This is a genomic window from Pseudomonas sp. I8001 (genome assembly GCF_013385345.1).
In the GTDB taxonomy this organism is placed as follows: domain Bacteria; phylum Pseudomonadota; class Gammaproteobacteria; order Pseudomonadales; family Pseudomonadaceae; genus Aquipseudomonas.
Genome location: NZ_JACAQC010000024.1, coordinates 148,713 through 161,194 on the forward strand (window position 1 = coordinate 148,713; position 12,482 = coordinate 161,194).

A 12,482-nucleotide genomic window follows, 5' to 3' on the forward strand; every position below is an offset into this window, starting at 1 on the left:
TGGTTTACCCCGGCTCCTTGTGAACCCCCTTTAAGCCCGCTATCCCCCATCGCGGGCTTTTCTTTGTCTGCGATTTTAGGAAACCAAAACGGGAACTGGAACCCTGCATCGGAACCTGGGCACTTTTTGATTGGCATCATGTCCATTCTGGATCGCTAACACGTTAGTACTTCATCATGCACAGCTGGAAGAAGATATCGCTCACTGAGGGGCTGGAGAAGAGTCTGCCAGGGCACCAGGTCGACTGTGTTCTAATTAATGGCTGGAATGCTACCGTGTTCGTGCGGCATCCGGAGCATGACTCAATGTTTTGCACTACGGGTATCAACCTAGCCGAGCTTTCAGACAGCTCAAGTGTGCAAAAGCTTGCCGATGAGCTTATTTTTGAGATCGACATGTCCAAGGCAGGGAAAGCTGGTTAGCTCTAGCTGTAGTTTCGCATTTATCATCCGAAAACCGTTTAGGCCGCACCACCCCGAACTTTCTTTGCCGGCGTTCGGGTTGATCGCGTGAAGCTATACCTGGGCCGGACCTCTTTCCTCTAGAGCCGCGCTTCAGCAATCTGGCGATCAGCGGGCGTTATTACGCATTCTCTTGGGCTAGACTTGGGCTGAGCTATGGAGGAATCACGCATGGAAAAGTCGAAAACAGCACAAGAGATTCGAGCGCTTCTACTCAGCCAGCGCCCCGACCTTAAAGAAGATCTTGCGAAGATTTCAGACCTTGAGGCGCTGCAGTTCATGGCATGCGCCTATAAAAGTGCGATTGATATCAAAGAGGCCGAACTGGTTGAGATCGATAGGCTACTGGACGAGGCTGCCAGGGCGCTCTTTTCCCCTGTACTCCACTGATCTGCCCGCGTATCCAACGCAATTAACTCCGCAGTAGGTGCCTGGCATGTTAACGACCAGCCCCACTTGGTTCTTGCGCACCCTCGCCCTGGATGCCAATGGTGGCTGTACGCCACGAATGGTAAAGTGCTGGCTCATTACGGGAGGGATACCATGAGCTTGAAAACCTGCACTCTGCTTGCTGTTTTAACGATGACCTTGGCTGGCTGTGTGGCGCCACAACAAAAGACGCCGGCCTCCACGGCTCCGCCCAAGCCTCCGCACGTGTTTAAGTCCATTGATTTCAAGTACGACCCGAAATCGCCAGAGGCTGTTAACTTTTCTCGTCAGCTAGATATCCCAGCATGGCAGTGCGACCTTGAGGCAACGACAGGTAGTTATGCGGTTCGGTATAGCAATCGCCCACTGATAGCTGAGTACAGCAATTCGTTTATGGAATGCTTTAAGCACGCCAGGGCTCAGGGCGACGAGGCTGTGAATCGGCTTAAAGCCGCCAAGGTGCCGGCGAAACAAGCAGAGTTGAGCAAGGACCTATACGCGAAATGGTCAGCCTATCTCACTACCATGAGCCCGTATCGCACCACAGATCAGCAAGCTAAATCTGCGTACCAGGCGGCAAAAGAAGCACTGGCGACCGAAGTAAAGTTTTCTAACTAGGTCAGTCGCCTATATGAGCCCGCCCTGCGCGGGCTTTTTGATGCCCGTCAGAAAGGCGCTGCCTCTTCTTCTGGCTCAAACTCGACCCCTCCCCTCCCCTCCCCGCTACCTCGACTTCCTGCTGCTCCCACCTCACCGTCACGCTGCCGTCGTCGTTGAGCGTCAGCTCAAGCTCGTCCGTCTGGGCGATCACGCTCAATACCTCTTCCCACTCCCGATCCCCGTCTGTGTCCAGGCGATGAATTGTCACCCAGCGCTGCGCCTGCGCCACGGGGTGGTTGATCATCGATGACACGCGCAGCCCAAGGCGAGCCATACCGCTCATTTCCTGCCGTTCCGCCGGTGCCGCCTGCTTCTTCCCCATGAAATCTCCTCCCAGTTTAATGCTGTATATCCATACAGATTAGGCAAAGCTTATATCAGCGCTGCCGAGAATGTCATCTCCGAAATCGGAATAACGACCGGGAACATTTTCTGAAATAATTAGGCATTACCTATTTACAGACGATTAGGCATTAGCTTATTGTTCACTCCATCGAGTCACCCAACAGGGACTCGCCAGGGCCTCAGGGCCTGACCCGCTCTTTAGTCGCACCGCTTCACCCTTGCCGGATCACCACCGGCCCAGATTCAAAGGCAGCGATGAACCGGCCTAAACGGTTCAGAGGGTTGGCAACTGACCCGGGCGTGCAGCGTAAAGCGCCAAGAACAGTTATCCAGCGGGAGAACAAGCCGAAAGGCCCGCGGCTGGAAGAACATTTGATTCAAGCCGGTGACCGACGCCAGCAGCGGGTCACGGCCAGCTCCAAAAGATTTGAATTAGCGATCCCGATAGCCTCGGCTGGGAACGCCGGACCTCATGCACCCTGCCCCACTCAGCCAGGGCATTCAGAGCTGTAGCGTGCATGTTGTAAGGACCTGTGATCCACGGCGAACAGATGCTGTTTGACGCTGTGAGTAGGAAGCTCGAAGCCCACACCGAAGACGACCGGCCAGCCCTGCAATCAGCAGCGGGCAACGGGCCACACCGCTGACGCAACAAACCCAGGCCGTCGCCAGTAGCGGGCCTGGGCCCCCTTCCCCACCTCTATTACGTCAGCACTCCTCCCCGCGCCCATCGGCAACCAGCGGAAGGCATGAGTGTTGACGAATACAGATGAACCAACGAATGGAGAAAGTCATGGCCAAGAAAGTTGGCGTAAAAACCAGGAGCGCCCAAATCGGCGTTCGAATCAGCCCCCGCGTTAAGTACATGCTTGATGTAGTGGGTCGCATCCAGCGCAGAACCATGAGTGGAGTTATCGAATCGGCTCTTTTGGCTTATGCCAAGTGCGACGAAGAACGCTTAGCCGACCAGACATGGTCAACGGATGAAAGCGAACGATTGCTCAACCTTTACCTAGTAGCGCCTCACCTCATGTCATTCGACGAAGAGATTGAGGCCAAGCGGCTAATCGCAGCCAAAGCAACCGCCTAACCCCAAGCAATGGAGGCCGCCAATCGTCAATGCGCTCTGGGTCGAGATCGACGCCCGCAAGCGCCGGTAACGGTGCGACGGCACCCGGCGCCGGTTGCGGTCAGCTTAGGCTGACTGTGCGATGAGATCCTTCCACCGATGTCAGACGCCAACCCTCAGGTGCGGAACACCTAGCATCAGGTATGCGTTCTCACTTCTTGGGGAGGTAGTACGAGCACATATCTGGAAGCTTAGATACGACGACAGAGTTGCTCATATTGAACGCCAACGATTGGATTTTTGCTTTGGAAGCTGGATCAGCTTTGACTCGGCGAACTTCCGCTCTAAGCGAATCGGTCGTCTCCGGGTCGCTATTTAAAGCGTTCTCAACGCTGCTATTCGAATCTGGATTGGCCTTGACGCAAAGGCTTTCAATGGCCAGCAAATTGACGGCGTTTTCGGTGTCGTCCTCTGCTGCGCTTGCCAAGGTACTTGCGACCGAAGAAACGCTCAATAGCAGAAACGCTGCAGAAATTCGCTTTAAAAACATCATTGATCTCCCTGAAAAACTGAAATTCATCATAGCGCTATTGATTGGCGATTTTCCAGTTTGCCCCCCGCATAGCCCCCCCCTACCAACAACCTTACCGGTCAGGTGCCCGACAGGCCTATTTACGCCGGGATTCAAAGACGGCCACTTCAAATACGTTGCATACACCGACTAACGCCACCCTGGAGGCGATCATGAACGCAGCATTGAATATTTGCCAGGAGCGTTACGACGCTCAGTTGCCTCCAGAGGTCAGCGAGGCGAATCCGGAACAGGAGTGGCTGGAACACTCGGCGGAACAGCTGGTGTGCGGCGTCGACATCAAGTGGAAGCGGCGCTACGGCCAGCTGCAGGTGGTGACGTTCGACCGGTTCTGCACTGTCGTGCAAGGCCATCTGAACCAGCGCCAGATCGACGGCCTGGACCAACGCGATTCGTTTGCCCGCCTGCTGCTATCGGCAATGCTCGGCAGCCAGAGCGATGCCAGGGCTCACGCAGCCGACCTGCTGGGTCAGCAACGGCCTATTGAGTCGGTCGAGAAGATTGCCGTGGCGCTGTTGAGGCCCTACGCCGAAGACGCTGTAGCAGCAGAACGGGAAGAGCGCGAAGACGATGTGGATGCCGATCTATGAGCCCGCACATCCTGATCGATGAAGCGCTGGAGGCACTGGAGCATCCCAGCAGCGAACCAGGCGCCCAAGCCGTCGTGGTGCGGATGATCACCAACATGCTCACCGGCGACGCGATCACCGTCGACGAATTCAACCATTACTGCCAGCGCCTGCTGAAAATCACCAGGCACCGCAAGGAGACTGCATGACCACGCCAATAGTGCAAACGCTGATCGACGAGCAAATCGAAGAGCTGCCCGCCGACCGCATGATCCTTGCCTTCACCCACACCAAGTGGCTGGGCGCCCTTTCGCTGGCACATGACGCTGGCATCCCAAATGTCCACGCCTGGAGCGGCCGGGCCTGCCTGTGCGGTGAGTGGACAGTCGCTTATGAGGTGAAGGTATGAACCTCAGAAGGTTCGACGCGACTGACACCGCGCGCATTCGCGCAGCGCAGAGCAAACGTAATAATCGAATCGAGCGCAACTACCGTAACGAAGCTTCTCAGGGGCGGGAGCCAGAGGGTTTACAGCGGATCGGCAAAGTTTGGAAAGCAGAGTGCAGGTCGTGCGGGAATGACTACGTGTTCGACTGCGATGCGCGTGAGTTCCATCCCGATTACAGCTACTGCGGCGGTAGCGAGCGGTGCATACCATGACGACCCGCCAAGCCATCCGCCTGACCTCGGCCATCGTCGGCCTGACCTTCATCGCAGTTGTATTCCTGGGCCCCGCCATCGGCGGCCTGATCACTCAATAAATCATTCCGCACAGCGCCCACCGCAAGGATGGCGCGGGAGATAGTCATGCTCGCAGCAATTGCAGATCGAATCCGTTCCAAATCCTACGAACTTCCCCTGTCCCGCGATTACGTCCGCCACTGGGGCCTGAAAGAGGCCATCCGGGAACTGGTGCAGAACGCCCTGGATAGTGAGTCACCTTTCGAATACGCCTTCGCTGACGGCCAGCTGTTCATCACCAGCCGCTTTGCAAGGCTCGAGGCCAGCACGCTGGTGCTGGGCAGCACGTCCAAGGCTGACCGCTCCGATGCCATCGGCAGCTTCGGCGAGGGCTACAAAATCGCCCTGCTGGTGCTGACCCGGAATGGCTACGACGTGAAGGTGCTGAACGGCAACAAACAATGGGTACCAGAGTTCCGGCACAGCGACCAGTTCGACGCCGAAGTGTTATGCATCAACGAGACCCCGGCGCACCGGCAGAATCAGGGTGTTGAATTCGTCGTCTCCGGCCTCACCGATGATGACGAAACGGAAATCCGCAGCATGTGCCTGCGCATGCAGCCACCAATGAGCGACGTGATCGGCACCAAGTACGGCCACATCCTGCCCTCCCGGCCCGGAAAGCTTTACGTCGGCACACTGTTTGTTTGCGACACCGACCTGACCTACGGCTACGACATCCTCCCCGAACACCTGCAGCTTGAGCGTGACCGTCAGACGGTCAGCGGTTGGGATTTGAAACAGGTATCCAAAAACGCCTGGATCGACACCGGGCGCCTGGATGAAGTGGCGGAGAAGATCGAGGCAGGAATTCCCGACGTTGAATACGTCGAGTACGGCAGCACCGAGCTTGTGAGGGAGGCCTGCTATAGGTTGTTCCAGCAGAAGCATCCGGGCGCCATTGCCGTTCAATCCCAGGAAGAGCTGAACGCCCTGGTCAAGCAGGGAATGACCAACACTGTAGTGGTGAGCCGGACATTCCACTCGCAAGTGGCCAACTCGACCTCATACAAACAGCAGGTCGCCCACGTCGTGGCCATCCAGACGCCCAAAGCGGCCCTGGAAGAATGGTACCGCGACAACAAAAAATACATGAGCAGGCTGCCCGCAGCTTCCTTCAAGGAACTGGTCAAGCGTGCTGACGGCTGGAGGAATAAGTGATGTCTGACAACACAAGAATTTGGGACCAGGTCAACACCACCGACCCTGACGCTACTAAAAAATACACTGGGGCAGGTGGCTTTAAGGGTACTGCGATCAGGCCGACCTACCTCATGCGCAAGGCAACAGAAATCTTCGGACCATGCGGAGAGGGCTGGGGCTGGAATGTCCTTGAGGATCGATTTGACGAAGGTGCACCGCTTCAGGCTCCCACAAAAGAGTGGCCAGAAGCTCCAATGATCTGCGCGAAGCTGCACACCGTGAAAATCGAACTTTGGTACCTGGGCAACACCGGGCAAAAATGCACGGTTCAGCACTACGGCCATACGCCATTTATCTATCTGCAGCAGGGAAAGATTCTTACTGACTGGGACGCGGCGAAAAAATCGCTGACGGACGCCATCGGTAAATGCCTGCAGCCGCTGGGGTTCGCTGCCGATATTTACATGGGCATGTTCGACGATCCGACCTACGTCGACACCATCACCGAAGAGTTCAAGCTTGAAAAAGCCGAGGACAAGGACGCCGAGATACTTCGCCAAAAACAAGAGCGTGTCGACTGGCTTGCCTCAGCGGTCGAAACCATCGGCAAGGCCGTCACGACTCACGAACTCAAGCTTCTGAACGTGAAATACATCCGCGAGGCAACTCGTCGCAACGAACCCACCTTCATCGCGCGAATCACTCGAGCATTCGAGGAGCGCAAAGCTGTGCTTGAAAAAGGCACGGAGGCCGCAGCATGACCCAACTCTACGCACTCACCGGCAAACTCGCCGAACTCCAGGCCATGGCCGACACCGACGACGAAGGCTTGAAAGAGGCCCTGCAGCACGCCATGGACGAGGTTCAAGGCGACTTCAACGACAAGGCCGACAACATCGTCATGTTGCGCCGGAACATCGAAAGCGACGTGACAGCGATCGACAACGAGATCGAACGCCTGGCCGAACTCAAACGGATCAAGTCCAACAGCGTCTCGCAGATCAGCGACTACCTGCGCCGCAACATGGAAGCCGCCAACATCAAGTCGATCAAGCGGCCGCTGTTCACCATCACCCTGGCCATGGGCAGTGAGCGGGTGATCGTTGATAACGAAGAAGCAGTTCCGGACGAATTGACCTCTGTGAAATCAAGCATCACGCCAGACAAAAAGGCCATCGCCGCCAAGCTCAAGGAAATCCGCGATCACAACGAGGCGGTGCGCAAGCGAATGGCCGCCGGCGAAGACGCTGAACACGAACTGCTCGAAGAGCCCAAATGGGCACACCTTGAGCGCGGTGATAGCTCGATACGCATCAAGTGAGGCCTTCATGATCAGCAACCACCTCAGCCTGGTCGAGGCGCTGCGCCCGGCCTCGGATGAACTGGCGGCCCAGGTCGCCCAGTTTGTAGCGGCCGGCGGCGAAATCGAAATTGCCGAGCCTCCGCCGCCACCGAAGCCCGTTGTGTATGTACCCCAGGAGCCGCCTGCGCCTAAGCCGTTTGTTCGGCGGCGGGCTGAAGCGTCTCCCCAGCCCCTCGACAATGACGACATCCGCACCCAGGAGCGACTCAAGCTCGCTGAGCAAATACGTCAACTCGGCGTTACGCACACCCAAACCGAAGTAGCAGCCACTCTCGGTGTCAGCCGGCGACTCATCTACAACTACGCCGCCCGGTACGACATCACGTTCAAGGCGCCAACGAGAGGCGGCGCCCGGAACTTGGTGCACAACACGGTCGATAAGGAGCGCGACGCGAAGTTCGCCGAGCGCATCAAGGCCTTCAAAGAACTGGGGATTTCCCGCCGGCAGTGCTGCGGAAAGCTGGCGATCGGCAACAAGGCATTCGAGCGGATCATCGCGGCGCACGGGATCGACTATCCAAAGCTGGTCCGGAGGGCCACTCGATGCGCCGCATAGCCCGCACCCAGCAACGCAAACGTCAAACCTGGCTCGCACTGCCGGCCAGCGGAATAGAAGAGGTAGGCCATGGCCGAGGAAGAGCAACAGCCGACGGCGGAGGCGCTGAAGCAGCGCCGCAAGCGCGAGAAGGCAGCAGCGAAGGACGCTGAATTGGGCGTCGAGAAATTTACGGTTGAGGTGGCCGGCGTGTTCAAGGCCGACCTGAAGCGCCTGATGAAGCAGCACGGCTTCAATAATCAGCAGGAGGTGTTCCAGAATCTGCTGCGCAACGTGATAGCCGCCGACTTCGGCCCGGCGGCGCAGATGCTTAAGTGTGTCACGACACCTTTTGTTGTTACCGAAAAGGTGTCGCAACTCATTTTGGCGGCGGGCCTCAAGTCGGTGGACGAAGACCCGCCCGACGCTGAAGACGAAATCGAACGTCCTGCTTAGATTATCAGTGCTCTTTATTGCAATTATTTGCTATTTAAACAACTCGAATCCGGTTCGGACTAGAGCGATAAAACCGCTTGTTACCTTGAGCAACAAGTCAGAATTACCAAGCCATTTTGATAGTTTGGAACTGGCTACAACTTTGGCAATTTCCTCATCCGAAGCGTCAGGTTTCTTTTTTAGTTTGGAAACCAGTTCTGAAATTTCGTTTTGAGGAACAGTATTTGGAAGGCCGAGGAGCCTCGCAAAAGCCGGGTCATAAACATCAATGGCTGTACCAACATCCCGGAATTTATTGATTTTTATCGTGATGTCCCCACTGTTTGGAACGCGGATTCCAGTGGTGGCGCCCTGTATGTCGTTGCCTTCGATAAGAATTGACATTGCCAGCTCCTTGATTCGGCCTCATGCCGAACACTCGTATTAACCCAACCCAAACCAAATTGCCACCACCGGTCACGGAGGGCGGCGCCTGACTGGAGATAATCCATGAGCAAGCCAAAAGCCGATCCGGCACCGCGTAAGGTGCTGGCCTACTCCGTAGAGACCAACGACCCCGAAGAATCCAACATTCAGTTCGCCACCTCGAACGCTGCAGCTCGCCGCCAGGGCGCAGACAATATCGGTACTGACTTTGGCTCGGTTTCTTGCCGCCGTGCCCACTGGGCCGACCAGTATGCCGGCCAGCGCTTTATACCAGCGAAAGCCTACATCGATGCTGGCTGGTGGTTCGGGTGCAACCACTGCGGCGCCAGGTGCGACGGTGATGCCAGCTACTGGGATGAAGAGACCGGAACCGATATTGCACTGGATTTGGTGTTCGACGGCCGTGTCGTTTACTGCTCGCCTGAGTGTAAGACTGGACACGAAGCTGAGGTCGCGGCCCGCAATGCCAGATTTGAAGAATTCAAGGTTCGTGTGGCAGCAGAGCGACCCGGCGTGACGTTCACCGAGTTCACCGGCGGATACCCGTGGTGCGGCAACAAAGGACTGTACACTTTCCCCGGCGCCCAGTACGGAGGCTCAGTTGCCGACACGGAAGAAACCACGGAACTGAAATGGTATGTAGCCCAAGGCGATAAAGCCGCTTGGGATTACTTCATCACTCAGCAGTCAGGCGCCTGATCCGCCCTCATCAATCATCAGCTTCCATGTCATCAGCATCAAGGGGCAGGACTACAGCCACCTCCTCTTCAAGCAAATCAAGTTGCCTGATTAAACCGTCAACTCGCATTTGCGTAAATTCGATACAGGCTTCAAATCCCAACTTTACGGAGAGATAGTCTCTGACTGCGTTTCGAGTGCGCCAGGCTAGCCGAACGATCAGCTTCGAATATTCGAGTACCTTCTGCTTAACCACTGCGTCATCAGCGACGGCGCGATGCGCTATTGCTCCACGCAGGTCGATCAGAGAGATGACTTTATTAACCGCAGTACTGGTTCGCATACCTCGCCACTTCCAATGACTAGTGAGCGAGTTAAGCCCGATCAACTCGGCTAATAAAATGTCAATCTTCTCCCCGCTCGGGGTATTAAAACTGCTGCGGACAATGTGTTTATCCAGAACTTTTTGTTTATGGTTTGTGAACGCTGCTTTCCATCCAGCCCCTAGCATCGTCATTGCATCATTTGTCTGGCTGGACTTGAGCTCTTTCCATACTAAATCCTGTACTTGGCGTGGAAAGACACTGTGATCGCCAGCATTTGAGAGCATGCATTCGAAGGCATCCTGCGCGAGATCCTCGATAAAGGATTCCCAAGTAGCAAGAATCAGGACGATAGCGGACTTGTTCAAGCACTCAAGACCGTACCTTCTGCCCTGCCTGTCACCAGCTAGTACACGGTGAATTTCAATCAGTCGGACCACATCTAAAAGGTTGCCTTCAAAGTTTTCAAGATGACTTTCGCTGCATAAAACAGGCATCAAATGCTCCATGTCCATTCCGGCTCCATGCCGGTCACCCGTAATACCTCAACTGAAACCAATTTGCCACTACGGGCAAAGCAGGTAGCTCCCGATCAGAACAAATTACCTGGCTGAATTCATGCTCTTGGCTCGCTCCAAAGCCATTGGCTCAACTTCGGTGAATGCCTGCGCCTCAGATTCCCAGTTCGCTGATGCGTGCTTAAACACTCCGGCAACGCCAGGCGCGCCCGTCGTGGTTACAAACACGGCAGAGGTCGGTTTTCCGTCGACGTAATCATCGAGGGTGATGTTCACCTCGATTTCGCCGATTCTAACAATTTTTGATTTCCCATCTTTTGCTGTCACAGCTTTCTCCTTGATCCGGCTCCAGGCCGGTCACCCGTAATACGCCAATTCATACCAAGTTTCCACAAGGAACTATGAGGTCTTGGTTGCCCACCGGGCAGTATGTAATTCATGTTTTCGATTATTAGAGCTGATGACGTCCAATCAACATGAATTAGAGCCCAGTCAAGGGGTAGTTCTTTCCCCGTTGATAAAACTCTTTGAAAGTGCAGATAAAGCAGCACCAATTACGGTCAACAAAACTGCGCCGATACCTCCCAACATCCACTTTTGCTGCTCATAGAGACGATCCATTTCGATTTTGACAGCAATCTTACCTGCATCCATTGATTTCGCCATATTTTCCTGGTCCTTACGAAGCAACGGTATAGATAGAGCTTTTTCAGGACTATCTGATATTGAGCGTTCAATCGAAGTTAAGCGTTCATTAATTGACTCAACTCGCTCTTTGAGCATGGCAAATTCTAACCCATCGAAACTAGCACTCCCATACTTTGCCGCTCTGGTTAAAGCCTTAGACATTTCTGCAAAGTCTTTATTAAGCTGAAAAATTTCACCTGTAGTATTTTCCGACTTTGATGAGCCTCTAATAGCTTCAGAAATCACTGTAGAAAAATCTGATTTTTTGGCAAAGAAAATCCCTTTAACGGTAGGGATAAGCGTTGCAAAAGATATTACCAACGCAACAACGGGAAAAATTAGACTAGTTTTTTCCGCGAGCCAGTAACCAACTTTGGCTTTACTACTCTTTTCAATTGCCATATTCAACCCTAATCGCCGCACTTTATCCTAGATGCCACTGTGCCATACGACTAGGAAATCAACCAGTGTTACGTCCGGTTGCGGACGTTTCGATTTAACGGAAAACCCGTATGACCATCAACGCCCCGGTAATCCGGTACCACGGCGCCAAGTTCCGGCTTGCGCCGTGGGTGTTGCAACACTTCCCACCGCACACCTGCTACGTAGAGTCGTTCGGCGGCGCCGCTGGCGTGCTGATGCAAAAGCCGCGGTCGTATGCCGAGGTGTACAACGACCTCGACGGAGACATCGTGAACCTGTTCAGGGTCTTGCAGGATCAGGATTCGCGATCGGGACTTGTCGAGCGCCTGGTGTTCACCCCCTACTCCCGCGAAGAGTTCGAATTGTCCTGGGAGCCGAGTGTCGACCCGATCGAGCGTGCAAGGCGAACCATCGTCAGGGCGCAGATGGGATTCGGCTCCGCCGGCGCGACGAAGGGCGTCACCGGCTTCCGCATTGACACAAAGCGCCAGTACGGCACCGCCCAGTCACTTTGGGCGACCTACCCTGAGCAACTCGCTGAAGTTGGCCAGAGGCTGAGCGGAGTGCTGATCGAACACCGGCCCGCGATCGAGGTAATCAAGGCGCATGACGGGCGACAGACATTGCACTATGTCGACCCGCCCTATGTGCACGACACCAGGTATAAGGGCGCGTCGAGCGGACGGTACTACAAACACGAGATGGATGACGCCGCACACCGCGAGCTTCTCGGCGTTTTGCTCGAGCTAGAAGGAATGGTCGTGCTCTCGGGATACCCGAGCGACCTGTACGCGGAACTGCTGCCCGGCTGGGCCAGCTACAGCACATCTGCCCGCATTAGCGCCGGCCGCGGTACCGCGAACCGAACCGAATGCATCTGGCTGAACGCTGCCTGTGCTAATCGCGTAAGCCAGATCGGCCTAGATCTCGGCGAGCGCGCTTAGTGGAGTCTAGCGCTGACGGCCGGAAACAATATTTTCCGGGGTTAAGCGTTTATTACACACCGCGCATCTGACACCCATTCTCTCGAAAACCTCCGGCCAATCTGCGAAGCGATCAAGATT

19 protein-coding genes are annotated in these 12,482 nt (G+C 55.3%); 14 read left to right on the forward strand and 5 right to left on the reverse strand.

Translation table 11 applies throughout. The features are described from left to right. The first annotated feature begins 632 nt into the window (after nt 1-632). Together HX839_RS17390 and HX839_RS17395 are read left to right on the forward strand one after the other, a co-directional pair. Entirely contained in the window at nt 633-851 is a 219-nt protein-coding gene (locus tag HX839_RS17390; RefSeq protein ID WP_177067417.1) for a hypothetical protein, read from the forward strand. A 153-nt stretch (nt 852-1,004) separates the two neighbouring features. Further along, the gene (locus HX839_RS17395) at nt 1,005-1,508 is read left to right on the forward strand and encodes a hypothetical protein (protein ID WP_177067418.1); all 504 of its coding nucleotides are present in this window, start codon (nt 1,005-1,007) and stop codon (nt 1,506-1,508) included. 1 nt (nt 1,509) lies between these two features. Here the strand turns inward: HX839_RS17395 and HX839_RS17400 are convergent, their stop codons facing one another. After that, the gene (locus HX839_RS17400) at nt 1,510-1,872 is read right to left on the reverse strand and encodes a DUF1654 domain-containing protein (protein ID WP_256344722.1); all 363 of its coding nucleotides are present in this window, start codon (nt 1,870-1,872) and stop codon (nt 1,510-1,512) included. Between the two features lie 816 nt (nt 1,873-2,688). On the opposite strand from HX839_RS17400, the gene HX839_RS17405 reads away from it, so the two are divergent. The 10 genes from HX839_RS17405 to HX839_RS17450 all read left to right on the forward strand — a co-directional run bounded on the left by HX839_RS17405 (nt 2,689) and on the right by HX839_RS17450 (nt 8,363). Further along, nucleotides 2,689-2,985 (forward strand): hypothetical protein, encoded by a 297-nt coding sequence (locus tag HX839_RS17405; protein WP_177023288.1) that lies wholly within the window; start codon nt 2,689-2,691, stop codon nt 2,983-2,985. Nucleotides 2,986-3,242: 257 nt separating this feature from the next. Beyond that, nucleotides 3,243-3,689 carry a hypothetical protein gene (locus HX839_RS17410; RefSeq protein WP_177023289.1) on the forward strand — a complete coding sequence of 149 codons (447 nt, stop codon included), beginning with the start codon at nt 3,243-3,245 and terminating at the stop codon, nt 3,687-3,689. Nucleotides 3,690-3,708: 19 nt separating this feature from the next. Then, on the forward strand, nt 3,709-4,146 hold the full coding sequence (locus HX839_RS17415) for a hypothetical protein (RefSeq protein ID WP_177067419.1): 438 nt from the start codon (nt 3,709-3,711) through the stop codon (nt 4,144-4,146). Further along, on the forward strand, nt 4,143-4,334 hold the full coding sequence (locus HX839_RS17420) for a hypothetical protein (protein WP_177067420.1): 192 nt from the start codon (nt 4,143-4,145) through the stop codon (nt 4,332-4,334). Before HX839_RS17415 ends, HX839_RS17420 begins: the two co-directional genes overlap by 4 nt. Beyond that, the gene (locus tag HX839_RS17425; RefSeq protein ID WP_177067421.1) at nt 4,331-4,534 is read left to right on the forward strand and encodes a hypothetical protein; all 204 of its coding nucleotides are present in this window, start codon (nt 4,331-4,333) and stop codon (nt 4,532-4,534) included. The genes HX839_RS17420 and HX839_RS17425 overlap by 4 nt, the downstream gene beginning before the upstream one ends. Nucleotides 4,535-4,932: 398 nt before the next feature. After that, nucleotides 4,933-6,027 carry a hypothetical protein gene (locus tag HX839_RS17430; protein WP_177067422.1) on the forward strand — a complete coding sequence of 365 codons (1,095 nt, stop codon included), beginning with the start codon at nt 4,933-4,935 and terminating at the stop codon, nt 6,025-6,027. Next, nucleotides 6,027-6,770, forward strand: coding sequence for a hypothetical protein (locus tag HX839_RS17435; RefSeq protein WP_177067423.1), 744 nt, complete (start codon nt 6,027-6,029; stop codon nt 6,768-6,770). Before HX839_RS17430 ends, HX839_RS17435 begins: the two co-directional genes overlap by 1 nt. After that, nucleotides 6,767-7,330 (forward strand): siphovirus Gp157 family protein, encoded by a 564-nt coding sequence (locus HX839_RS17440; RefSeq protein ID WP_177067424.1) that lies wholly within the window; start codon nt 6,767-6,769, stop codon nt 7,328-7,330. Before HX839_RS17435 ends, HX839_RS17440 begins: the two co-directional genes overlap by 4 nt. Before the next feature lie 7 nt (nt 7,331-7,337). Next, a complete protein-coding gene (locus tag HX839_RS17445) occupies nt 7,338-7,928 on the forward strand; it encodes a hypothetical protein (protein ID WP_177067352.1) in 591 nt (196 codons plus the stop codon). A 69-nt stretch (nt 7,929-7,997) separates the two neighbouring features. Next, nucleotides 7,998-8,363, forward strand: a complete 366-nt coding sequence (locus HX839_RS17450; protein WP_177067425.1) for a hypothetical protein — start codon at nt 7,998-8,000, stop codon at nt 8,361-8,363. Between the two features lie 30 nt (nt 8,364-8,393). Here HX839_RS17450 and HX839_RS17455 read toward each other — a convergent pair whose 3' ends face one another. After that, nucleotides 8,394-8,747, reverse strand: a complete 354-nt coding sequence (locus HX839_RS17455) for a hypothetical protein (RefSeq protein WP_177067426.1) — start codon at nt 8,745-8,747, stop codon at nt 8,394-8,396. Between the two features lie 105 nt (nt 8,748-8,852). Between HX839_RS17455 and HX839_RS17460 the strand changes: the two genes are divergently transcribed. After that, entirely contained in the window at nt 8,853-9,488 is a 636-nt protein-coding gene (locus HX839_RS17460; protein WP_177067427.1) for a hypothetical protein, read from the forward strand. 10 nt (nt 9,489-9,498) lie between these two features. On the opposite strand, the gene HX839_RS17465 is transcribed toward HX839_RS17460, so the two are convergent. From HX839_RS17465 to HX839_RS17475, 3 genes are all read right to left on the reverse strand, one after another. Further along, nucleotides 9,499-10,305, reverse strand: coding sequence for a HEPN domain-containing protein (locus HX839_RS17465; RefSeq protein ID WP_177067428.1), 807 nt, complete (start codon nt 10,303-10,305; stop codon nt 9,499-9,501). A gap of 87 nt (nt 10,306-10,392) precedes the next feature. Further along, nucleotides 10,393-10,635, reverse strand: a complete 243-nt coding sequence (locus tag HX839_RS17470) for a hypothetical protein (protein WP_177067429.1) — start codon at nt 10,633-10,635, stop codon at nt 10,393-10,395. 165 nt (nt 10,636-10,800) lie between these two features. Next, a complete protein-coding gene (locus HX839_RS17475; protein WP_177067430.1) occupies nt 10,801-11,397 on the reverse strand; it encodes a hypothetical protein in 597 nt (198 codons plus the stop codon). A 110-nt stretch (nt 11,398-11,507) separates the two neighbouring features. Here HX839_RS17475 and HX839_RS17480 point away from each other — a divergent pair, with 110 nt between their 5' ends. Further along, nucleotides 11,508-12,362 (forward strand): DNA adenine methylase, encoded by an 855-nt coding sequence (locus HX839_RS17480; RefSeq protein ID WP_177067431.1) that lies wholly within the window; start codon nt 11,508-11,510, stop codon nt 12,360-12,362. The last annotated feature ends 120 nt before the right edge of the window (nt 12,363-12,482 follow it).

Bases quoted from the DNA above. Each gene is read 5' to 3' on its own strand.
- HX839_RS17390 (WP_177067417.1), top strand. From the start codon at position 633: ATGGAAAAGTCGAAAACAGCACAAGAGATTCGAGCGCTTCTACTCAGC.
- HX839_RS17395 (WP_177067418.1), top strand. From the start codon at position 1,005: ATGAGCTTGAAAACCTGCACTCTGCTTGCTGTTTTAACGATGACCTTG.
- HX839_RS17400 (WP_256344722.1), bottom strand. From the start codon at position 1,872: ATGGGGAAGAAGCAGGCGGCACCGGCGGAACGGCAGGAAATGAGCGGT.
- HX839_RS17405 (WP_177023288.1), top strand. From the start codon at position 2,689: ATGGCCAAGAAAGTTGGCGTAAAAACCAGGAGCGCCCAAATCGGCGTT.
- HX839_RS17415 (WP_177067419.1), top strand. From the start codon at position 3,709: ATGAACGCAGCATTGAATATTTGCCAGGAGCGTTACGACGCTCAGTTG.
- HX839_RS17420 (WP_177067420.1), top strand. From the start codon at position 4,143: ATGAGCCCGCACATCCTGATCGATGAAGCGCTGGAGGCACTGGAGCAT.
- HX839_RS17425 (WP_177067421.1), top strand. From the start codon at position 4,331: ATGACCACGCCAATAGTGCAAACGCTGATCGACGAGCAAATCGAAGAG.
- HX839_RS17430 (WP_177067422.1), top strand. From the start codon at position 4,933: ATGCTCGCAGCAATTGCAGATCGAATCCGTTCCAAATCCTACGAACTT.
- HX839_RS17435 (WP_177067423.1), top strand. From the start codon at position 6,027: ATGTCTGACAACACAAGAATTTGGGACCAGGTCAACACCACCGACCCT.
- HX839_RS17440 (WP_177067424.1), top strand. From the start codon at position 6,767: ATGACCCAACTCTACGCACTCACCGGCAAACTCGCCGAACTCCAGGCC.
- HX839_RS17445 (WP_177067352.1), top strand. From the start codon at position 7,338: ATGATCAGCAACCACCTCAGCCTGGTCGAGGCGCTGCGCCCGGCCTCG.
- HX839_RS17450 (WP_177067425.1), top strand. From the start codon at position 7,998: ATGGCCGAGGAAGAGCAACAGCCGACGGCGGAGGCGCTGAAGCAGCGC.
- HX839_RS17455 (WP_177067426.1), bottom strand. From the start codon at position 8,747: ATGTCAATTCTTATCGAAGGCAACGACATACAGGGCGCCACCACTGGA.
- HX839_RS17460 (WP_177067427.1), top strand. From the start codon at position 8,853: ATGAGCAAGCCAAAAGCCGATCCGGCACCGCGTAAGGTGCTGGCCTAC.
- HX839_RS17465 (WP_177067428.1), bottom strand. From the start codon at position 10,305: ATGGACATGGAGCATTTGATGCCTGTTTTATGCAGCGAAAGTCATCTT.
- HX839_RS17475 (WP_177067430.1), bottom strand. From the start codon at position 11,397: ATGGCAATTGAAAAGAGTAGTAAAGCCAAAGTTGGTTACTGGCTCGCG.
- HX839_RS17480 (WP_177067431.1), top strand. From the start codon at position 11,508: ATGACCATCAACGCCCCGGTAATCCGGTACCACGGCGCCAAGTTCCGG.